The organism is Herbaspirillum sp. NPDC087042 (genome assembly GCF_044745245.1).
GTDB lineage: Bacteria > Pseudomonadota > Gammaproteobacteria > Burkholderiales > Burkholderiaceae_D > Herbaspirillum.
On sequence record NZ_JBIUZW010000026.1, the window covers coordinates 18,089 to 39,424 of the forward strand.

A 21,336-nucleotide genomic window follows, 5' to 3' on the forward strand; every position below is an offset into this window, starting at 1 on the left:
TCCGGTTCTGCTGACGGGTTGGGTACGGCAGGAGGCGCGCTTCAGCCGGCCTTTTCCATCGAGGTCTGCCAGGTCACGATGCGGGCATGGACCACGGCGGCATCGGCTTCGGTGGTGAGCTCGTTGCGGAAGGCATCGTCGGAAAACATCTCGGCGATTTCCGAGAGGATTTCCAGGTGCTGCTGCGTCACATGGTCGGGAATGAGCAGGAACACCAGCAGCTTGACCGGCTGGCCATCGGGCGATTCGAACGGGATCGGTGCGGCCAGCCGCATGAACAGCGCCAGTGGCGCCTTCAATCCCTTGATGCGGCCGTGGGGCACGGCGACGCCATGACCCAGGCCGGTCGAACCGAGGCGCTCTCGTGCGAACAGGTTTTCGGAAACGGTGGAGCGGGCGATACCGCTGTTGTTTTCGAAGGTCAGGCCGGCTTGTTCGAAAGCTCTTTTTTTGCTGGAGACTTCCAGATCCAGAACCACATTTTCTGGAGACAGGATTTTTGCAAGATTAGTCATGACGCTCAAGGAATTGCTACAGGCTGAAGCTTTGAGCAGGATTATAGGCCTGTTTGCCGGCCCCGCAACGCTTTGAAAACGTCGAACAGGAGGTGAATTGGGCTTGACTGGCGTAATTTGCCGCAACTTTCGGCTTTGGCTGTGATGACGCGCGGAAACTTGTTGTAAATCAAGCTATTCCGCGATGTGTTTTGATGATTTCTCGATGTTTTTCGATATGCCTGTCCGTAGCGTGACGGACAGGCCCGGTGTGCTCTTACGTGGTCATTCTTACATCTCGATGCGGCCGAAGATCAGCAGCACGTCGCCATTGTTCTTGTTGGCCGACAGGCGCGGCACATAGGCGAACATGATCTTGCCCTTCTTGGTGCCGATCGAGGCCAGCGGCAGCGGTACCGGGAAGGGCACGCTGTTGAGGTAATCCTGGCGGCTCATGAGCATGGCGGTGCCGCCCAGGCCCACTTCCAGTCCGGTCTTGGCGATCGGGAACACCCATTCATAGGCATAGCCGGCCATGTATTGCGGGTGGCGGTGCGAATCCTTGATGACGAAGCCGTACAGGGATTCATCGTCGCCCTTTTCATTGCGCAGGGTCTTGCCGTAGCCCAGGCCCCAGGCGTGCTCGTTGAGTTCGTTGAGCTTCTCGGTGGAGTAGGTGCTGCGGCCGTGATGGGCCACGCCGGAGAGGTAGAGCTCGCTCTCGCCCTGGTTCCAGATATTGGCGGCGCGGTCCTTGGCGCTTTGCCACAGGCTGTACTGGTCGTCGTCGGCGTGGGCGGCCGGTGCCAGCGCGAGGGTGGCGGCGCCCGCCAGGGCCAGGCGACGCAATGAAGAAGAGAGAGGGGCGCCGGTGCGCCGGGGCTGTGAGATGGTTGTCATCGTTGTTATGGACTACAGGCTAATGCCCCACGCATCCGGAAGCCGGACGGGGCGTGGCGACGAGGGGTTGTCATGGTCAAGCACTTGCGACGGGTGAAACACGTCCGAAGATGTCACCCGTCATGATGACTGACAGGTGTTGCGGCAAAAATATCCCGCACTTGCCCACAATGAAAAGGGGCGAGATGTTACCAAATTGCAAGCATGCAGGCCAATTTGCCGAGGCACAATCGCCTATCGTTGACAGATCTGGTAACAATTTGCTGACACCCGGGCGGTGTCAGCAGGACTCACTGGCGCGCGTTGCGCAGTTGCGAAGGCGGTTTGGCGCTGGAGAAATTGCTGCGCCAGGGATTGATGTCCAGGCCGCCACGTCGGGTGTAGCGGGCATAGACGGCCAGCTTCTGCGGTCTGCAGTAGCGCAGGATGTCGGTGAAGATGCGTTCGACGCACTGCTCGTGGAATTCGTTGTGCTCGCGGAAACCGATGATGTATTTCAGCAAGCGTTCCTGGTCGATCGGCGCACCCACATAGTGGATCTGCACGCTGCCCCAGTCAGGCTGGCTGGTCACCGGGCAGTTGGACTTGAGCAGGTGCGACACCAGGGTTTCCTCGACCGTGGCTTCATCATGGCTGGCGCGCAGGATGCTGCCATCGGGGTGGGCGCTGGCTTCGATTTCCACGTCCAGCCGGTCCAGCGACAGTCCTCCCAGCTCACCGAACTGCACCTGGCCGAACTGCGCGGCTTCGGTCAGCGTGACCTGCACGGCACCACCGGCGGCGGCCGACAGGTCGGTGCGCAGCTTTTCCACCAGCTGGTCGGCGTTTTCCAGGCGCTCCTGGTTGAAGGAGTTGAGATAGAGCTTGAACGACTTCGACTCGATGATGTTGGGCGAGTCGGCCGGCACCATGAAGGTCGCGATGGCGATCTGCGGCTTGCCGCGCAGGTTCAGCCAGGAGATTTCATAGGCGGTCCAGAAATCGGCGCCAAAGAAGGGCAGCGTGCCACTGATCTGCAACTCGGCGCGCTTGGGCGCGCGCGGGATGGGAAACAGCAGGCTGGGGTCGTAATGGGTCGGATACTCGGAGCTCTTGCCCAGGGGCGAGCTTTCCGGCGAGTGGCCAGCGGTGGAGGCGGGCGGGGTAGTGTGGTTCATGGGGATTCTCCTGCGGTGCTACGGACTGCAATGATGCAAAGGGCGGATGAGGCCGAGGCCGCACGCCAGTCCAGAGGGGCGTGCAGCCTCGGCCGGATATCAGCCGAGGAACAGCTTGTACAGCGGGTTGCGGCTCTCATCCCAGTGACGATAGCCCAGCTGGGCCAGGAAGGCGCGGAATTCCTTCATCTCCTTCTTCGGCACCTGCAAGCCGATCAGGATGCGCCCCACGTCACCGCCCTGGTTACGATAGTGGAACAGGCTGATGTTCCAGCCCGGGCTCATGCTGGAGAGGAATTTCATCAGCGCGCCCGGACGTTCCGGGAACTCGAAGCGATACAGCAGTTCGTCGCTGGCCAGCTCGCTCTTGCCACCCACCAGGTGACGGATGTGGACCTTGGCCAGTTCATCGTGGGTCAGGTCGAGCACGCCGAAGCCAGCCTTCTCGAAGTTGCGGGCGATCTTGCCGGCCTCGTCAGCCGCCGCCACCTGGATACCGACGAAGACATGCGCCGCCTTGGCATCGCTGATGCGGTAGTTGAACTCGGTGACGTTGCGCGGGCCGACGGTTTCGCAGAAGCGGCGGAAGCTGCCGCGCTCCTCGGGAATGGTGACGGCGAAGACCGCCTCGCGTGCCTCGCCGGCATCGGCCATCTCGGCCACGAAGCGCAGGCGGTCGAAGTTCATGTTGGCGCCGCAGGCGATGGTCACCAGCGACTGGCCCTTGATGGGCTTCTTGCTGGCACGGGCGCGCTCCACGTAGGCCTTGGCACCGGCCACAGCCAGTGCGCCAGCCGGTTCCACGATGCTGCGGGTGTCCTGGAAGATATCCTTGATGGCGGTACAGACCGCATCGGTGTCGACGATGATGATCTCGTCGACCAGCTCGCGGGCGATGCGGAAGGTTTCCTCGCCCACCAGCTTGACGGCGGTGCCATCCGAGAACAGGCCCACATCGGGCAGCGCCACGCGGCGGCCAGCCTTGATGCTGCGCGCCATGGCGTCGGAATCGGTGGTCTGCACGCCGATGATCTTGATGTCAGGGCGCACCGCCTTGACGTAGGAGGCCACGCCGGCAATCAGGCCGCCACCGCCGATGGCCACGAAGATGGCGTGGATCGGTTCCGGGTGCTGGCGCAGGATTTCCATGCCCACCGTGCCCTGGCCGGCGATCACGTAGGGATCGTCGAAGGGATGCACGAAGGTCAGCTTCTGTTTCTTTTCCAGCGTCAGCGCGTGTTCGTAGGCATCGGTGAAGGAGTCGCCGAAGAGCACCACCTCGCCACCGCGGGCCTTGACCGCATCGATCTTGACCTGGGGCGTGGTGGTGGGCATCACCACCACCGCACGGCAACCCAGGCGGGCAGCCGACAGTGCCACGCCCTGGGCGTGATTGCCGGCCGAGGCGCAGATGACGCCGCGCTTCAGTTGCGCCGGCGTCAGGTGGGCCATCTTGTTGTAAGCGCCGCGCAGCTTGAAGCTGAACACGCTCTGCATATCCTCGCGCTTGAAGTAAATTCGATTATCAATCCTTTGCGACAGCGTGTTCGCCAGTTCCAGCGGGGTTTCTTGGGCGACGTCGTAGACGCGGGCGGTCAGGATTTTTTTCAGATAATCGTTACTCATGTTTGTCATCAATGAAGTGAAGTAGGGCGAGCAGCAGCGTGTTTGGGCGCGGTCATATCGCAATCAGGCAAAAGGAAAAAACGGCTCGGTAAGCCGATCGGGTTTGCCCCGGGTGGGTGCCGGCGGTAGCCGGTCGGTGCCAGGGGAACTGATCATTATAAGGGAGGCGGGGCGTTGGCCGGCAAGGCCGGTGGCGGGGAGGGGGGAGTGAATTTTTGATCGGCTCTCGCCAGCTTCTTGATTTCGCCGCAGCCGACACCAGCTAGAATGCGAGCTTCGTCGTCGCGCAGCGTTTTCCGTGCGGCAATTTTTCGCCTGGCTGTGGCCAGTTTTCCCGCCCTTATTTCCGTTCCTGCATGATCGAATCCGCCATCCTCTGGCTGCTCAATATCCTGGCCGTCCCCACGGTCGGGCTGACCTCCGTCTTCCTGATCAGCTTCATCTCCGCGACCCTGCTGCCGCTGGGCTCGGAGCCGGCCGTCTTTGCCGTCATCAAGGCCAACCCGGCCATGTTCTGGCCGGTGATCCTGGTGGCCACCGTGGGCAATACCCTGGGGGGCGTGGTCGACTATTGGATGGGCTATGGCGCCAAGCAGGCCTTTGCCAAGGAGCGCTCCACGCGCTGGTTCCACTGGCTGGAGCGCTTCGGCGCCAAGACCATGCTGCTGGGCTGGCTGCCGGGCATCGGCGATCCCATCTGCACGCTGGCGGGCTGGCTGCGCCTGCCGTTCTGGCCGTCGGTGGCCTACATGGCCATCGGCAAGTTTGTGCGCTACGTGCTGATGACCTGGCTGCTCATGAATGTGCCGGACGGCTTCTGGCACAAGGTGGGGGACTGGCTCTCCTGAGCCATGCCGGTCAGCCGCTGAATTGAAGGTAGAGGCTTTCCAGCAGGCGGATCAGCAGGAAGGCCGCCGTGATCCCCAGGACCGCAATGTGGCGGGGTTTGAGCTTGAAACGTGGGCTGTCATCGTTCATCAGTGCGGTGATCATGGCAGTCTCCCTCAAGCCTTGCATTGGGCGTAGTCGGCCAGGGTGATGGCTAGATTTTCCAGAAATTCGGTCATCAATGCTTGCAACATAACATTCTCCTCGGTCATGAAGGGGAACACCCCTGTCGTCTGGATGGATTATAGATTTTTGCAATCAAATAACTAAAATTGATTATATTTATAAATGCGATTGCCTGAGGCTATCGTAGGCAAATCAGGCGTAATCCCCGCCGAAACGTCGCGCAAACGTCGCTCAACCGTCACGAAACGACCAAAACGACAGCTTGCCAGCCGGCAAAACCGGGTGCATTCCATCGCGAGTTTTGGCAATAGGCTAAAATGCATATCCGGCAGCAGATTTACCTCCATACATAGATGAACGCCCCCGCTCAGATCCAGGCCTTGCTTACAGACGCGCCGCACGGCGCCGCACCGCGCTTGCGCGAAATTCCCTACAACTACACTTCCTTCTCCGATCGCGAGATCGTGATCCGGTTGCTGGGTGAAGAGTCCTGGTCCCTGCTGGATGAACTGCGCAGCAAGCGCCAGACCGGTCGGTCGGCGCGCATGCTGTATGAAGTGCTGGGCGATATCTGGGTGGTGCGCCGCAACCCCTACCTGCAGGACGACCTGCTGGACAATCCCAAGCGCCGCGCCGCGCTGATCGAGGCCCTGAACCATCGCCTCTCGGAAGTGGACAAGCGCCGCCTGGCCACCGACCAGGCCGAGTCTGGCGACGCCGATGCGCAGCGTCGCAGCAGCAGCGTGGAAGCCTTGCTGAAGGCCGCCCGCAAGGCCATCGCCGACTTCGCCGAAGAATTCCGCCAGACCTACGATTTGCGCCGCCGCGCCAACAAGGTACTGGGCCGCTACACGGCCAAGGACAACATCAAGTTCGACGGCCTCTCGCGCGTCTCGCACGTCACCGACGCCACCGACTGGCGCGTCGAGTACCCCTTCGTGGTGCTGACCCCGGACAGCGAAGACGAGATGGCCGGCCTGGTCAAGGCCTGTATCGAACTGGGACTGACCATCATCCCGCGCGGCGGCGGCACCGGCTACACCGGCGGCGCCATTCCCTTGACGCCCATGTCGGCCGTCATCAATACCGAAAAGCTGGAACAGCTCGGTGCAGTCGAGATGGAAGTCCTGCCCGGCCTGGACAAGCCCTACGCCACCATCTATTCGGGTGCCGGCGTGGTCACCAAGCGCGTCTCGGACGCGGCTGAAAAGGCAGGTTTCGTCTTTGCGGTCGACCCGACCTCGGCCGAAGCCTCCTGCATCGGCGGCAACGTCGCCATGAATGCCGGCGGCAAGAAGGCCGTGCTGTGGGGCACCGCCCTGGACAACCTGGCCAGCTGGCGCATGGTCGATCCGCAGGGCGACTGGCTGGAAGTGACCCGCCTGGACCACAACCTGGGCAAGATCCACGACGTGGAAGTGGCGCGCTTCAAGCTGGAGTGGTCGCATCCCGGCGAAAAGGGCCAGAAGACCGAGGTCTTCAAGACCGAGATCCTGGAGATCTCCGGCAAGAAAGTCCGCAAGGAAGGCCTGGGCAAGGACGTCACCGACAAGTTCCTCTCGGGCCTGCCCGGCGTGCAGAAGGAAGGTTGCGACGGCCTGATCACCTCGGCCCGCTGGATCCTGCACAAGATGCCCAAGCAGACCCGCACGGTCTGCCTGGAATTCTTCGGCCAGGCGCGCGATGCGATTCCCTCGATCGTCGAGATCAAGGATTACCTGGATGCCGAGACCAAGCGTGGCGGCGCCATCCTGGCCGGCCTGGAACACCTGGACGAGCGCTACCTGCGCGCGGTCGGCTATGCCACCAAGTCCAAGCGCGGCGTGCTGCCCAAGATGGTGCTGATCGGCGACATCGTCGGTGACGATGAAAACGCCGTGGCCGCTGCGGCTTCGGAAGTGATCCGCATGGCCAACAACCGCGTGGGTGAAGGCTTCGTGGCCGTCAGCCCGGAAGCGCGCAAGAAATTCTGGCTGGACCGTTCGCGCACGGCGGCCATCGCCAAGCACACCAACGCCTTCAAGATCAACGAAGACGTGGTCATCCCGCTGAACCGCATGGGCGAATACACCGACGGCATCGAGCGCATCAACATCGAGCTGTCGATCAAGAACAAGCTGCAACTGCTGCCGAACTGGACAGCTTCTTCGTCAAGGGCAATCTGCCGCTGGGCAAGAGCGATGACGCCGAGGGTGACGACATCCCCGCCGCCGAAATGCTGGAAGACCGCGTCCACCAGGCCGAAAGCCTGCTGGAGCAGACCCACGCACGCTGGTCCTATCTGCTGGCCAACCTGGACAAGCCGCTGGGCGAGGCCAAGGGTGAATTGGCTGCGCTGGGCCTGGACAAGCTGCTGCCGGTGTTCGAGCAGCGCCTGATCGACCAGCCCGAGGCTGCCGTCTTCCACGTGGTGCAAGACCGTACCGTGCGCATCTCCTGGAAGCAGGAAGTGCGCGCGCAACTGCGCCAGATCTTCTCGGGCGCGGCCTTCAAGCTGATCCTGGAAGAATGCCAGGCCATCCACAAGCGCGTGCTGCGCGGACGTGTCTTCGTGGCACTGCACATGCACGCCGGTGATGGCAACGTGCACACCAACCTGCCGGTCAACTCCGACCACTACGAGATGCTGCAGGACGCCCACGTTGCCGTGGCGCGCATCATGAAGCTGGCCCGCTCGCTCAACGGCGTGATCTCGGGCGAGCACGGCATCGGCATCACCAAGCTGGAATTCCTGACCGAAGACGAGATCGGCGAATTTCGCGAGTACAAGAAGCGCGTCGATCCCGAAGGTCGCTTCAACAAGGGCAAGCTCTTGAACCTGCCGGGCATGGAAGCGGATCTGTCCAATGCCTACACGCCGTCCTTCGGCCTGATGGGCCACGAATCGCTGATCATGCAGCAAAGCGACATCGGCGCCATTGCCAGCAGCGTCAAGGATTGCCTGCGCTGCGGCAAGTGCAAGCCGGTCTGTTCGACCCACGTGCCGCGCGCCAACCTGCTGTACTCGCCGCGCAACAAGATCCTGGCGACCTCGCTGCTGGTGGAAGCCTTCCTCTATGAAGAGCAGACCCGTCGCGGCGTCTCCATCAAGCATTGGGAAGAGTTCGAGGACGTGGCCGACCACTGCACGGTCTGCCACTAGTGCGTCACGCCTTGCCCGGTCGATATCGACTTCGGCGATGTCTCGATGAACATGCGCAACCTGCTGCGCAAGATGGGCAAGAAGTCCTTCAACGCCGGCACCAATGCGGCCATGTTCTTCCTGAACGCCACCGACCCGGCCACCATCAACGCCACCCGCAAGGTGATGACGCAGTGGGGCTTCAAGGCGCAGCGCCTGGGTAATGACCTGTTGAAGAAACTGGCCAAGAAGCAGACCCAGAAACCTGCAGCCACGGTCGGCAAGGCGCCGATCAAGGAACAGGTGATCCACTTCATCAACAAGAAGATGCCGGGCAACCTGCCCAAGAAGACCGCGCGCGCCTTGCTGGATATCGAGGACGACAAGATCGTCCCCATCATCCGCAATCCCAAGACCACCACGGCCGATACCGAGGCGGTGTTCTACTTCCCGGGCTGCGGTTCGGAACGCCTGTTCTCGCAGGTCGGTCTGGCGACCCAGGCGATGCTGTGGAACGTGGGCGTGCAGACGGTACTGCCGCCGGGCTACCTGTGCTGCGGCTATCCGCAACGCGGCACCGGTGACTTCGCCAAGGGCGAGAAGATCATCACCGACAACCGCGTGCTGTTCCATCGCATGGCCAATACGCTGAACTACCTCGACATCAAGACCGTCGTGGTGTCCTGCGGTACCTGCTACGACCAGCTGCAGGGCTACCAGTTCGACAAGATCTTCCCGGGTTGCCGCATCATCGACATCCACGAATACCTGCTGGAGAAGGGCGTCAAGCTCGAAGGCGTGACCGGTACCCGCTACATGTACCACGATCCCTGCCACACCCCGATGAAGCAGCAGGATCCGCTGAAGACCGTCAATTCGCTCATCACCACGGTGGATGCGCAGAAGATCGAGAAGAGCGATCGCTGCTGCGGCGAATCGGGCACCTTCGGTGTCTCGCGTCCGGACGTCTCGACCCAGGTCCGCTTCCGCAAGGAAGAAGAGATCAAGAAGGGGACCGACAAGGTGCGCGCCGATGGCTTCAATGGCGACGTCAAGATCCTGACTTCCTGCCCGTCCTGCTTCCAGGGCCTGTCGCGCTACAACGAAGATGCCGGCACCACCGCCGACTACATCGTGGTCGAGATGGCGCGTCACCTGCTGGGTGAGAACTGGATGCCGGAATACGTCGAGCGCGCCAACAATGGCGGCATCGAACGCATCCTGGTGTAAGGGGAGCGCACGATGAGCCAGGTGTCTTCCTGCGAACTGTGCGCCGGCGACGGCGGCGACGTGCTCTGGCGCCATCCGCAGTTCCGGGTGGTGCTGGTGGATGAAGCCGATTACCCCGGTTTCTGCCGGGTGATCTGGAATGGCCACGTCAAGGAAATGACCGATCTCGCGCCGGCCGAGCGCACGCTGCTGGCCAACGCCGTCTGGGTGGTGGAAGCCGCGCAGCGCGAGGTCATGCAACCGGAGAAGGTCAACCTGGCCACGCTGGGCAACATGACGCCGCACGTGCATTGGCATGTGATCCCGCGTTTCCTCGACGACCGTCATTTCCCCAGCCCGGTCTGGGCCGAGCCGCGCCGGGCCGCCGATGCGGCCAGCATTGCGACGCGTCGTGCGCTGCTGCCGCAGCTGCTCGAGGCAATCCGCCGGCAGCTTGATGCGGCGGGTTTGACGGCCTGAGTGCCAATCCAGCCCGGCCTGACCAGGCTCAGCCGGGCCCTATGTTTGTCTCACGAATTTCACAAGGGATGGCCCATGAGCGCCCAATCTTCTCCGGTTCCTGTGTCCTTCAAGGTGCGCAAGCTTTCGCGCGTGGTCGAGGTCGAGTTCGATGATGGCGTGATGTATGCGCTGCCCTTCGAGCTCATGCGCGTGTATTCGCCCTCGGCCGAGGTGCGCGGTCATGGCCCGGGCCAGGAAGTGCTGCAGACCGGCAAGCGCGATGTCGAGATCAACGGCATCGAACCGGTCGGCAACTACGGCGTCAAACCGTTATTCTCGGACGGCCATGTCAGCGGCATCTACACCTGGGATTACCTCTACCAGCTTGGCCGTGACCAGGCCACCATGTGGGAAACCTACCTGCAAAAGCTCGAAGCGGCCGGCTTCACCCGCGAGAGCGGACGTGACCACCAGCCCGAGGCCGGTGGCGGCCATGCCTGCGGTCACTCGCACTGAGCGGCATCCCGTGCTGCTGATCCAGGGCAAGTCGCAGACCAGCCTGGCCCCCCGCCCCTTATAATGTCGCCTTCATTGTTACAGGCCTCGCCATGACCAATACCACCCATTTCGGTTACGAAACCGTCAAAGAAGAAGAGAAGGTCCACAAGGTCGCGGAAGTGTTCCACTCCGTCGCCGCCAAGTACGACGTGATGAACGACTTCATGTCGGCAGGCCTGCATCGCATCTGGAAGACCTTCACCATCGCCCAGGCCGGCATCCGTCCGGGCTTCAAGGTGCTCGACATTGCCGGCGGCACCGGCGACCTCTCCAAGGTCTTCGCCAAGCAGGCCGGCCCCAGTGGCGAAGTCTGGCTGACCGACATCAACGAGTCGATGCTGCGCGTCGGTCGCGACCGCCTGCTCAACAAGGGCATCGTCACCCCGACCATGCTGTGCGATGCCGAGAAGCTGCCTTTCCCGGACAATTACTTTGATCGCGTCTCGGTCGCCTTCGGCCTGCGCAACATGACCCATAAGGATGCTGCCCTGGCCGAGATGCGCCGCGTCCTCAAGCCGGGCGGCAAGCTGCTGGTGCTGGAATTTTCCAAGGTCTGGGAACCGCTCAAGAAGCCCTACGACATCTATTCCTTCTCGGTCCTGCCGTGGCTGGGCAAGAAGGTCGCCAACGACGCCGACAGCTACCGCTACCTGGCCGAATCGATCCGCATGCACCCGGACCAGGAAACCCTGAAGCAAATGATGGAGCAGGCCGGCCTGGAACGCGTCGAGTACTTCAACCTGACCGCCGGCGTGGCGGCGCTGCATACCGGCATCAAGATGTAAGGGCGCCGCGCGGTGGCGCCTGACCCATGGCATTGTTAAGGATGGGTTAAGTTTGCTCCGCGACAATGCCTGTCACCGGCACTGCGGGCTTGCATTTTGATGGCAAGGTCCCCGGTCCGGCATCATCCACACGAGGTAAGCGTATGAAAAAATTCCTGCTCGCACTGATGCTGGCGATCACGTCGCTGGCCCTGCTCATGTCGCCGGCCGAGGCCAAGCGCCTGGGCGGTGGCGGCTCCTTCGGCAAGCAATCGTCCAATTACTCGCGTCAGGCTACGCCCTCGGCGCCGTCTTCGCCCTCCTATAGCCAGCCTGCGGCTACGCCCTATCGTCCGGCCACGCCGGCGGCCACACCGCAGAGCATGCCGGCGCCGCGTCCGGCCAGCCCGTGGCGCAATATCCTGGGTGGCGCCTTGCTGGGCTTCGGCCTGGGCGCGCTGATGTCGCACTTCGGCATTGGCGGTGCCTTCGGCGGCATGCTGGGTTCGCTGCTGACCATCGCGCTGCTGTGCATGGCGGTGATCTTCCTGATCCGTATGTTCGCCCGTGGTCGCGAGCAGCAGAGCAATAATCCCGCCTATGCCACGCCCATGCCCGGCGTGAGCCCCATCGGCAGCGCTGCCGGTGCGACGCCCGAGATCGGTTCGGGCCTGAAGGATATCAACCCGCCGCCGGTGTTCCAGCCCAATGCACCGGCTGCCTTGCAAGGCAGCGGCAGTGGCAGTGGTGCCGGCAGCCAGCCGGCGCAGATCGAGAAGTGGGGCATCCCCGCCAATTTCGATACCGCCGGTTTCGTGCGCAATGCCAAGACCTACTTCATCCGTCTGCAGGCGGCCTGGGATCGCGCCGACGTGAATGACATTCGCGAATTCACCACGCCGGAAATGTTTGCCGAACTGCGCATGCAACTGACCGAGCGCGGCGCCTCGCCCAATGCGACCGATGTGGTGCAACTGGATGCCGAACTGCTGGGCATCGAGACCCAGACCTACGATTACCTGGCCACGGTGCGCTTCCAGGGCCTCATCAAGGAAGCGCCGGATGCCTCGGCCGAGCCCTTCGCCGAGATCTGGAACCTGGCCAAGCCGCAGAATGGTACCGGCGGCTGGGTGCTGGCCGGTATCCAGCAGGTCTGAACGGTGCTGGATCAAGGATGGGGGATGCCTCATCCTTGTCTGGCCGCCAAGCTGTTACACTTGAAACCGCCCGGCTCATTCGGGCGGTTTTGTTTTCAGGCGGTCTTTCTTCGCCTCCGATCAACCAGTCGCCCGATTCCATGTCCGTACTGCCTCCGCCTTCCGTCCTCGATCCGATGAAACCCGCCGCCGCCGTGATCAATCATCTGCTGGCGCAGGAGCCGTGGGCGCAGAAGGCGCTGCTGGCACATGCCGGCAAGGTGGCCTGCATCGACACGGGCGCGCTGCAATTGCGCCTGAAGGTGGCCGCCGACGGTTACGTGCAGGATGTGGCCGCCGATGCGCCGGCCAACGTGACCATCCGCGTGAAGCTGTCGGACCTGCCGCTGATCGCCGCCAATCGCGAACGTGCGGTCTCCTACGTCAAGCTGGAAGGCGATGCCGATTTCGCCAACGCCATTTCGCAACTGAGCCAGAAGCTGCGCTGGGATGCCGAGGATGACCTCTCCCGCGTGGTCGGTGACGTGGCTGCCACGCGCGTGGTGGCCGGCGCGCGCAGCCTCATCGATGCCGCCCGTAACACGCAGCGCAAGCTGACCGAGAACCTGGCCGAGTATTTTCTGGAAGAACAACCGATGCTGATCCGTCCCCGCATGCTGCAGGACTTTTCCTCCGACGTGGTGCGCCTGCGCGATGACCTGGAGCGCCTCTCCAAGCGTATCGAGAAGCTGGAGCGTCGCTGATGCTGCTGCGTTCCCTGCGTCTGTTCAAGATCATCCGCGTGGCCATCCTGTATGGCCTGGACGAGATCGTCGCCTCCGAATTCGCGCCACCGCGCTTTGCCCGCATCACCACGCGCATCTTCTTCTGGCGCGACCTGTCGGCGCCCCGTGGCGAACGGCTGCGTCGCGCGCTGGAAGACCTGGGCCCCATCTTCATCAAGTTCGGCCAGGTGCTCTCGACCCGGCGCGACCTGATGCCGCCCGATATTGCCAATGAACTGACCCTGCTGCAGGACCGTGTGCCGCCCTTCGATTCGGCGCTGGCCATCAAGCAGATCGAGAAGTCGCTGGGCGCGCATCCCGATGAGTTGTTTGACAGCTTCGAGCGCACGCCGGTGGCGTCGGCCTCCATCGCCCAGGTGCACTTCGCCCGTCTCAAGGATGGCAAGGAAGTCGCGGTCAAGGTACTGCGTCCGGGCATGCGCGACATCATCGACCATGACATCGGCCTGATGCACGTGGCCGCCGACTGGCTGGAACGCCTGTGGGAAGATGGCCGCCGCCTCAAGGCCAAGGAAGTGGTGGGCGAGTTCGACAAATACCTGCACGACGAGCTGGATCTCATGCGCGAAGCGGCCAACGCCAGCCAGCTGCGCCGCAACTTCGCCGAGTCCACGCTCTTGATGGTGCCGGAGATGTACTGGGACTACTGCTCGCCCTCGGTGATCGTGATGGAGCGCATGCACGGCATCCCCATCTCGCAGATCGAGCGCCTGCGCGCCGAAGGCGTGGACCTGGCCAAGCTCTCGCGTGATGGCGTGGAGATCTTCTTTACCCAGGTGTTCCGCGATGGCTTCTTCCACGCCGACATGCACCCCGGGAACATCCTGGTGTCGGTGGCGCCGGAGAGTTTCGGTCGCTACATCGCGCTGGACTTCGGCATCGTCGGCACCCTCAACGACTTCGACAAGGATTACCTGTCGCAGAACTTCCTGGCCTTCTTCCGTCGCGACTACAAGCGCGTGGCCGAAGCCCACATCGAATCCGGCTGGGCGCCCAAGGATACTCGCGTCGACGAACTGGAAGCGGCGGTACGCGCCTGCTGCGAGCCGATCTTCGATCGTCCGTTGAAGGATATCTCCTTCGGCCAGGTACTCTTGCGCCTGTTCCAGACCTCGCGCCGCTTCAATGTCGAAGTGCAGCCGCAACTGGTGCTGTTGCAGAAGACCCTGCTCAACGTCGAAGGCCTGGGCCGCCAGCTCGATCCCGACCTCGACCTCTGGAAGACCGCCAAGCCCTACCTGGAACGCTGGATGAGCGAGCAGATCGGCTGGCGCGGTTTCGTCGAGCAGCTCAAGATCGAAGTGCCGCGCTACAGTCGCCTGCTGCCCGAGCTGCCGCGCCTGGCACACCAGGCCCTGACCCGCTATACCGAAGGCGAGGGTCAGCCACAGAATACCGAACTGATCCGCAAGTTGCTGGCCGAACAGCGCCGCACCAACATGCTGCTGGGCGTGATCGTGTATTTCGGCGGCGGACTGATCGGCGGCATCATCGTCGTGCAAGTGCTGATGCACATGCTGAAGTTCTATTGATGATTGATATTGGTGAAAACGATATAAATCATTTATCCACAAGCGAGCGCCGGCATCAGCCGGCGTTTCGCATGCAGCGGCCGGTACAGGTCGAACGTGACAACAGAGGACGAGCCCGTGGGAACCAGCGACAACAACCAGCCTGACGCGCGCGTGCGCATGCTGCCCTATATCGTGGCGGCGACCTTCTTCATGGAGTACCTGGACACCACCATCATCGCCACGGCCTTGCCGCAGATGGCGCAGGCCTTCGGTGTCGGACCCAACGAGTTGAGCCTGGGCATGACTGCCTACATGCTCACGCTGGCGGTCTTCATCCCCATCAGTGGCTGGGTGGCCGACCGCTTCGGCTCGCGCACCGTGTTCAGCCTGGCCATCGTCATCTTCACGCTGGCATCGATCCTGTGCGGCATCTCGCACAATGTCTGGGAATTCACCGCCGCGCGTGTGCTGCAGGGACTGGGCGGGGCCATGATGGTGCCGGTGGGGCGCATGATCGTGGTACGCAGCACGAGCCGGGAGCGGTTGATGAAGGCCATTGCCACCATCACCTGGCCGGCCATCGTGGCGCCGGTGGTGGGGCCTTCCATCGGTGGCTTCATCACCACCTATGCGTCCTGGCACTGGATCTTCCTGATGAATGTGCCCTTCGGCATCGCCGCCTTCATCGCCGTGATGATCGTGGTGCGCAATGAACATGGGGCCGCGAAGCGCCCGCTGGATATCCCCGGCTTCCTGTTGTCGGGGGCGGCACTGACGTCGCTGCTGTATGGCACCGAGATCGCCAGCCACATGGAATCCAACATCAAGGTTGCGCTCGGTTTCGTGGTGCTGGGTGTGGTGCTGGGCTGGTGCGCGTGGTTGCACATGCGCCGTGCCGAACATCCGCTGCTGGACTTTTCCAATCTGCGCATCCCCACCTATTCGGTGACGGTGGTGACCGGTTCGCTGACCCGCATCGGCGTGGATGCCGTTCCTTACCTGATGCCGCTGATGTTCCAGATCGGCTTCGGCCTGACGGCGTTCCAGTCGGGCCTGCTGCTGCTGGCCACCGCGCTGGGCAACCTGGGCATGAAGGCCTTCACCACCCGCATCCTCAAGCGCTTTGGTTTTCGTCGCGTGGCGGTCAACAATGCCGCCATCGTCGGCTGCCTCATCATCGCCTGCGGCCTGCTCACACCGGATACGCCGCTGCCGCTGATCCTGGGCGTGATCTTCTGCTATGGCCTGTCGCGCTCGATGCAGTTTTCCACCCTGGCCACCCTGGCTTACGCGGACATCAACGATGCCCGCAAATCCTCGGCCAGTACGCTCTGGAGCGTGGCCCAGCAGATGACCATCGGCATGGGCATCGCCTTCGGTGCACTGGCCCTGCGTATCGCCGCTTACGTGCGCGGTGAATCGGTCGATGCCGCCCATGCGGCCAGCATGCATTTCACCCTGGGGGACTTCCAGTGGGCCTTTGCCATGGCTGGTGTGGCGGCCCTGATTTCTGTGCTGGGCTATCGCGGCCTGGCCCATGATGCCGGCAGCAATATCGGCGGTGGCGTGCGCGCCGCGCAGGCCAAGCGCTAAGACTTCTTCAGGGCAGGGGCAGCGCGGAAAAGCGCTGCGCCAGGCGCTCGGCGCGGAAGTGTTCCACCACGAAGTCGACGAAGACCCGCGTCTTGGCCGGCATCAGCCGCGCCGCCGTGAAGTACAGCGACAGCATGCCGGTATCGACGTACCAGTCCGGCAGCACCCGCACCAGCGTGCCGCGATCCAGATAGCCCAGCGCGTGCGGCATGGCCACCAGCGTGATCCCCAGCCCGGCTTCTGCCACTTCGCAGGCGGCATTGGCGTCGCTCATCGTCATTCTTTGTTGCAACGTCACCGCGGCCTGCTGGCCGCTGCGGTCACGCAGCGAGAAGGGACGTACGCGGCCGGTCTGCGGCGAGCGGATCAGGATGCCGGCATGATCGCCCAGGTCAGCCGGTGAGCGCAGCGCCGGATGTGCCGCCAGATAGCCTGGCGAGGCCAGCAGGACACGATGCGCCGGGGCCAGCTCGCGCGCCACCACGCCGGGAGAGAGTTCGGTGCCGCCAGCGATGGCGGCGTCGAAGCCTTCGGCGATGAGATCCACCGAGCGGTTCTCGAAATGCCAGTCGGGCTGGATGCCCGGATATCTCCCCAGGAATTCCCCCAGCAGCGGCACGATGTATTGCCGGCCGAAGCCGGTTCCCATGCTGACCTTGAGCGTGCCGGCCGGCTGTCCGCCGGCGCTGGCCAGGTTGGCCACGGCGCTGCGGATGGCTTGCAGGCCGCCGCTCACTTCCTGCAGGAAGCGTTCACCCGCTTCGGTCAGCGAGAGCTTGCGGGTGCTGCGGTGGAACAGCCGCACCCCCAGCGAAGACTCCAGTCTGGCCACGTTCTTGCCAACGGCGGCCGAGGTCAGGCCAAGCTGGCGGGCCGCCGCCGAGAAGCTGCCGGCGTGGGCCGCAGCGACGAAGCATTCGATGCTGGTCATGGTTTCCATCATCTGATTTTAAACCAATGGTTTAAAAAGAAGATAGGGATTGCCGACTAGTCGCCACATAATCAAACGCCGATACTTGCTTCAACCCAGACGCAAACAGAACAGCGCCAACGGGTTCAACCCTACGCAATCACTGACGCATCTTTTCAAGGAGCAAGATCATGAGCAAGCAAATCACCACCACTTCCCACAACACCCTGGTTTCCAAGGTTGCCTTCGTGCAAGGCGGTTCGCGCGGCATCGGCGCGGCCATCGTGCAGCGCCTGGCCGCCGAAGGCGCTACCGTGGCCTTCACCTACGTCAGCTCGCCCGACAAGGCACAAGCCCTGGTCAGCAGCGTGGAAGCCGCCGGCGGCCGCGCCCTGGCGATCCAGGCCGACAGCTCGGATGCCACCGCCCTGCAGCAAGCCATTCGCCTGGCGGCAGAAACCTTTGGTCGTCTCGATATCCTGGTCAACAATGCCGGCGTACTGGCACTGGGCACGGTCGATGAATTCAAGCTGGAAGACCTCGACCGCACCCTGGCCGTGAACGTGCGCAGCGTCTTCGTGGCGACCCAGGCCGCGGTGCGCCACATGCCGGAGGGTGGGCGCGTCATCACTATCGGCAGCACCAACGCCGATCGTATCCCCTTCGCCGGCGGCGCCGCCTATGCGATGAGCAAGTCGGCACTGGTCGGCCTGACCAAGGGCCTGGCACGTGACCTGGGTCCGCGTGGCATCACCGTCAACAACGTCCAGCCGGGCCCGATCGACACCGACATGAACCCCGACAACAGCGACTTCGCCCAGACCCTGAAGGGCTTGATGGCTCTGCCGCGCTACGGCAAGGCCGAGGAAGTGGCCAGCTTCGTGGCCTACCTGGCCAGCCCGGAAGCCGGCTATATCACCGGTGCCAACCTGATGATCGATGGCGGCTTCTCGGCCTGATCCATCTGCACGTAAAAAAACCTCGCAGCGGCGCAGGCCGGGCGAGGTTTTTTGTCGTGGTGAAAAATCAGGCAAACAGACGCGCCAGCTCCACTCCCGGTTCCGGCGCACGCATGAAGGCTTCGCCGACCAGGAAGGCATGCACATCGGCGTCGCGCATGCGCTTGACGTCGTCCGGCGTGGCAATGGCCGACTCGGTCACCACCAGCTTTTCGGGCGGGATGCGCGGCAGCAGGCCCAGGGTGGTGTCCAGGGTGGTCTCGAAGGTACGCAGGTTGCGGTTGTTGATGCCGAACAGACGGGTCTTCAGCTTCAGCGCGGCATCCAGCTCGGCGCTGTCATGCACTTCCACCAGCACGCTCATGCCCAGCTCGTGGGCGCAGGCTTCCATGTCAGCCATCAGGCCATGGTCGAGGGCGGCCACGATCAGCAGGATGGCATCCGCCCCCCAGGAGCGGGCCTGGTAGATCTGGTAGTGATCGACCATGAAATCCTTGCGCAGCACCGGCAGCGCGCAGGCGGCACGGGCTTGCTTGAGATAGTCGGGCGAACCCTGGAAGAATTGCTCGTCGGTCAGCACCGACAGGCAGGCCGCGCCATGCTGGGCATAGCTGACGGCGATCTCGGCCGGCTTGAAGTCCGGGCGGATCACGCCCTTGGAGGGCGAGGCCTTCTTGACCTCGGCAATCACACCGGCCTGGCCATTGGCGATCTTGCCGCGCAGGCTCTCTTCGAAGTTGCGCAGTTCGGAGCGCAGTTCGCTGTCGGCTTCGACGTCGCGGCGCAGGCCGGCGAAGTCACGCTGTTTCTTGGCGATGCGGATTTCCTCGGCCTTGACGTCGAGGATCTTGTTGAGGATGTCGGACATGATATTCCTGGTAAATTATTTACGTTCGTCCAGCGCCAGGCGCACGGCCAGCGCCCCCAGCATGCTGCCCATCAGGTAGCGCTGCGCGCGCATCCAGCCCTGGTTGCGGGCGAAGAAGCCGGAGATGGCGGCGGCCGAGAAGACGATGACGGAGTTGACCGAGAAGCTGATGGCGATCTGCACCGTACCCAGCATCACGCTTTGCAGCAGCACATTGCCATGCTCGGGATGGATGAACTGCGGGAACAGCGACATGTAGAACACCGCCACCTTGGGATTGAGCACATTGGTGAGGAAACCCATGCGCAACAGGGTGGCCGGCGAATCATGTGGCAGCTCGCGCGTCTGGAAGGGCGAACTGCCACCCGGCTTGACCGCATTCCAGGCCAGCCACAGCAGGTAGCCGGCACCGATGAACTTGACGATGTCATAGGCCATGGGGATGGCCATGAACAGTGCCGTCAGCCCGAAGGCCGCGGCTGCCATGTGCACCAGGAAGCCGGCCGCCACGCCGCACAGCGAGAGCATGCCGGCGCCACGGCCCTGGCAGATCGAGCGCGAGACGCAATAGACCATGTTCGGTCCGGGCGTGAGCACCATCACCAGCGAGGCGAGGGCAAAGAACAGCAGGTCGTGTGGAGCGATCATGGGTTCTCCTGTCGTAGGTGGATCAGAGCTTGCCGCCCAGCTGGCGCGTCACTTGCACGAACTGGTCCAGCTTGGCGCGTGCCGCACCCGAGGCGATGGTAGCGCGTGCGGTCTCGATGCCGTCGGCAATCGAGCTCGCGCGACCAGCGGCATAGAGTGCGGTGGCGGCGTTGAGCAGCACGATGTCGTGCACAGGCCCGGGCTTGCCGGCCAGCGCTTCGAAGATCTTTTCCTTGGACTCGGTGGCGTTGGCCACCTGCAGGTTGCGGCTGGCGAACATGGACAGGCCGAAGTCTTCGGGGTGAATCTCGTATTCGCGGATCTCGCCATTGACCAGCTCGCCCACCATGGTGGCACCGCCCAGCGTGACTTCATCGAGGTTGTCGCGGCCCCAGACCACGATGGCATGTTGCGCGCCCAGGCGTTGCAGCACGCGCACCTGGATGCCGACGAGATCCGCATGGAACACGCCCATCAGGATATTGGGGGCGCCGGCCGGATTGGTCAGCGGTCCCAGGATGTTGAAGATGGTGCGCACCCCCAGCTCCTTGCGCACCGGCGCGGCGTGCTTCATGGCGGCGTGGTGGTTGGGGGCGAACATGAAGCCGATGCCGGTCTGGGCGATCGATTGGGCCACCTGTTCGGGTTGCAGGTTGATGTCCGCGCCCAGGGCTTCGAGCACGTCGGCGCTGCCCGAGGAGGAGGACACGCTGCGCCCGCCATGCTTGGCCACGCGGGCGCCGGCGGCGGCAGCCACGAACATCGAGGCGGTGGAGATGTTGAAGGTGTGCGCGCCATCGCCGCCGGTGCCGACGATGTCGAGCAGGCCGGTGGTGTCGGCCATGGGCACCTTGGTGGCGAACTCGCGCATGACCTGCGCGGCGGCGGCGATCTCGCCGATGCTTTCCTTCTTCACGCGCAGGCCCATGGTGAGGGCGGCGATCATGACCGGCGACATCTCGCCACCCATGATCTGGCGGAACAGGGTCAGCATTTCATCGTGGAAGATCTCGCGATGTTCGATACAGCGCAGCAGCGCTTCTTGCGGAGTGATAGGCATGTCTTGTCTCATCAGGATGGGTGACTCAGCCGTGGGCGCTGCCGGTGAGGAAGTTCTTCAGCAGGGCGTGGCCGTGCTCGGAGAGGATGGACTCGGGGTGGAACTGCACACCCTGCAAGTCGAACTCCTTGTGGCGCACGCCCATGATTTCGCCGTCGTCGGTCCAGGCCGTCACTTCCAGGCAATCGGGCAGGGTTGCGCGTTCGATGGCCAGCGAGTGGTAGCGGATCACGGTGTAGGGCGTGGGCAGGTCCTTGAAGACGCCGACGCCGGTATGGGCGATCTTGGAGGTCTTGCCGTGCATCACCTGCTTGGCGCGCACGATGTTGCCGCCGAAGGCTTCGCCGATGGCCTGGTGGCCCAGGCACACGCCCAGGATGGGCAGCTTGCCCGAGAATTCCTTCAGCAGGTCCACGCAGATGCCGGCTTCCTTGGGGCTGCAGGGGCCGGGGGAGAGGCAGATGCGCTCGGGGTTCATTTTTCTGATGTCATCCATCGTGATCTCGTCATTGCGTATGGTCAGCACCTCTTCGCCCA

Annotated in this window: 19 protein-coding genes and 1 pseudogene; 10 read left to right on the plus strand and 10 right to left on the minus strand. The window is 63.1% G+C overall.

All coding sequences use genetic code 11. The features are described 5' to 3' along the window. Positions 1 to 41: 41 nt before the first annotated feature. The 4 genes from ACIPHN_RS24350 to ilvA all read right to left on the minus strand — a co-directional run bounded on the left by ACIPHN_RS24350 (position 42) and on the right by ilvA (position 4,186). On the minus strand, positions 42 to 515 hold the full coding sequence (locus tag ACIPHN_RS24350) for a PTS sugar transporter subunit IIA (protein ID WP_400441356.1): 474 nt from the start codon (positions 513 to 515) through the stop codon (positions 42 to 44). Positions 516 to 785: 270 nt separating this feature from the next. Then, positions 786 to 1,394 carry a hypothetical protein gene (locus ACIPHN_RS24355; protein WP_400441359.1) on the minus strand — a complete coding sequence of 203 codons (609 nt, stop codon included), beginning with the start codon at positions 1,392 to 1,394 and terminating at the stop codon, positions 786 to 788. Between the two features lie 290 nt (positions 1,395 to 1,684). After that, a complete protein-coding gene (queF, locus tag ACIPHN_RS24360; RefSeq protein WP_400441361.1) occupies positions 1,685 to 2,551 on the minus strand; it encodes an NADPH-dependent 7-cyano-7-deazaguanine reductase QueF in 867 nt (288 codons plus the stop codon). A 99-nt stretch (positions 2,552 to 2,650) separates the two neighbouring features. Further along, a complete protein-coding gene (gene ilvA / locus ACIPHN_RS24365; protein WP_400441364.1) occupies positions 2,651 to 4,186 on the minus strand; it encodes a threonine ammonia-lyase, biosynthetic in 1,536 nt (511 codons plus the stop codon). 347 nt (positions 4,187 to 4,533) lie between these two features. Here ilvA and ACIPHN_RS24370 point away from each other — a divergent pair, with 347 nt between their 5' ends. Then, positions 4,534 to 5,025: a YqaA family protein gene (locus ACIPHN_RS24370; RefSeq protein ID WP_400441367.1), complete on the plus strand. Its 492-nt coding sequence runs from the start codon at positions 4,534 to 4,536 to the stop codon at positions 5,023 to 5,025. A 10-nt stretch (positions 5,026 to 5,035) separates the two neighbouring features. On the opposite strand, the gene ACIPHN_RS24375 is transcribed toward ACIPHN_RS24370, so the two are convergent. Next, complete coding sequence (locus ACIPHN_RS24375; RefSeq protein ID WP_400441370.1) at positions 5,036 to 5,170, minus strand: hypothetical protein; 135 nt, start codon at positions 5,168 to 5,170, stop codon at positions 5,036 to 5,038. A 374-nt stretch (positions 5,171 to 5,544) separates the two neighbouring features. On the opposite strand from ACIPHN_RS24375, the pseudogene ACIPHN_RS24380 reads away from it, so the two are divergent. The 8 genes and pseudogenes from ACIPHN_RS24380 to ACIPHN_RS24415 all read left to right on the plus strand — a co-directional run bounded on the left by ACIPHN_RS24380 (position 5,545) and on the right by ACIPHN_RS24415 (position 16,354). Continuing rightward, a pseudogene (locus ACIPHN_RS24380) lies at positions 5,545 to 9,542 on the plus strand (DUF3683 domain-containing protein). A gap of 12 nt (positions 9,543 to 9,554) precedes the next feature. Continuing rightward, complete coding sequence (locus tag ACIPHN_RS24385; protein ID WP_400441373.1) at positions 9,555 to 10,001, plus strand: HIT family protein; 447 nt, start codon at positions 9,555 to 9,557, stop codon at positions 9,999 to 10,001. A gap of 75 nt (positions 10,002 to 10,076) precedes the next feature. Continuing rightward, positions 10,077 to 10,499 (plus strand): gamma-butyrobetaine hydroxylase-like domain-containing protein, encoded by a 423-nt coding sequence (locus ACIPHN_RS24390; protein WP_400441376.1) that lies wholly within the window; start codon positions 10,077 to 10,079, stop codon positions 10,497 to 10,499. 92 nt (positions 10,500 to 10,591) lie between these two features. Next, complete coding sequence (gene ubiE / locus ACIPHN_RS24395; RefSeq protein WP_400441379.1) at positions 10,592 to 11,326, plus strand: bifunctional demethylmenaquinone methyltransferase/2-methoxy-6-polyprenyl-1,4-benzoquinol methylase UbiE; 735 nt, start codon at positions 10,592 to 10,594, stop codon at positions 11,324 to 11,326. A gap of 143 nt (positions 11,327 to 11,469) precedes the next feature. Continuing rightward, positions 11,470 to 12,462 (plus strand): Tim44 domain-containing protein, encoded by a 993-nt coding sequence (locus ACIPHN_RS24400; RefSeq protein ID WP_400441381.1) that lies wholly within the window; start codon positions 11,470 to 11,472, stop codon positions 12,460 to 12,462. Positions 12,463 to 12,602: 140 nt separating this feature from the next. Further along, positions 12,603 to 13,205, plus strand: coding sequence for an SCP2 domain-containing protein (locus ACIPHN_RS24405; RefSeq protein ID WP_400441383.1), 603 nt, complete (start codon positions 12,603 to 12,605; stop codon positions 13,203 to 13,205). Beyond that, the gene (ubiB, locus tag ACIPHN_RS24410) at positions 13,205 to 14,779 is read left to right on the plus strand and encodes a ubiquinone biosynthesis regulatory protein kinase UbiB (protein ID WP_400441386.1); all 1,575 of its coding nucleotides are present in this window, start codon (positions 13,205 to 13,207) and stop codon (positions 14,777 to 14,779) included. The genes ACIPHN_RS24405 and ubiB overlap by 1 nt, the downstream gene beginning before the upstream one ends. A gap of 159 nt (positions 14,780 to 14,938) precedes the next feature. Then, on the plus strand, positions 14,939 to 16,354 hold the full coding sequence (locus tag ACIPHN_RS24415) for an MFS transporter (RefSeq protein ID WP_400441404.1): 1,416 nt from the start codon (positions 14,939 to 14,941) through the stop codon (positions 16,352 to 16,354). Between the two features lie 7 nt (positions 16,355 to 16,361). On the opposite strand, the gene ACIPHN_RS24420 is transcribed toward ACIPHN_RS24415, so the two are convergent. Next, positions 16,362 to 17,294 (minus strand): LysR substrate-binding domain-containing protein, encoded by a 933-nt coding sequence (locus tag ACIPHN_RS24420; RefSeq protein ID WP_400441387.1) that lies wholly within the window; start codon positions 17,292 to 17,294, stop codon positions 16,362 to 16,364. Positions 17,295 to 17,455: 161 nt separating this feature from the next. On the opposite strand from ACIPHN_RS24420, the gene ACIPHN_RS24425 reads away from it, so the two are divergent. Beyond that, positions 17,456 to 18,223 carry a 3-oxoacyl-ACP reductase family protein gene (locus ACIPHN_RS24425; protein WP_400441390.1) on the plus strand — a complete coding sequence of 256 codons (768 nt, stop codon included), beginning with the start codon at positions 17,456 to 17,458 and terminating at the stop codon, positions 18,221 to 18,223. A gap of 67 nt (positions 18,224 to 18,290) precedes the next feature. Here ACIPHN_RS24425 and trpC read toward each other — a convergent pair whose 3' ends face one another. The 4 genes from trpC to ACIPHN_RS24445 form a co-directional block, all read right to left on the minus strand. After that, positions 18,291 to 19,091 (minus strand): indole-3-glycerol phosphate synthase TrpC, encoded by an 801-nt coding sequence (gene trpC, locus ACIPHN_RS24430; protein ID WP_400441393.1) that lies wholly within the window; start codon positions 19,089 to 19,091, stop codon positions 18,291 to 18,293. Between the two features lie 15 nt (positions 19,092 to 19,106). Continuing rightward, a complete protein-coding gene (locus tag ACIPHN_RS24435) occupies positions 19,107 to 19,739 on the minus strand; it encodes a LysE family translocator (protein ID WP_400441396.1) in 633 nt (210 codons plus the stop codon). A 22-nt stretch (positions 19,740 to 19,761) separates the two neighbouring features. Then, positions 19,762 to 20,799 carry an anthranilate phosphoribosyltransferase gene (gene trpD / locus ACIPHN_RS24440; protein WP_400441398.1) on the minus strand — a complete coding sequence of 346 codons (1,038 nt, stop codon included), beginning with the start codon at positions 20,797 to 20,799 and terminating at the stop codon, positions 19,762 to 19,764. A gap of 25 nt (positions 20,800 to 20,824) precedes the next feature. Next, positions 20,825 to 21,336: anthranilate synthase component II (locus tag ACIPHN_RS24445; protein ID WP_400441401.1), on the minus strand; the 512-nt coding region annotated here is incomplete at its 5' end.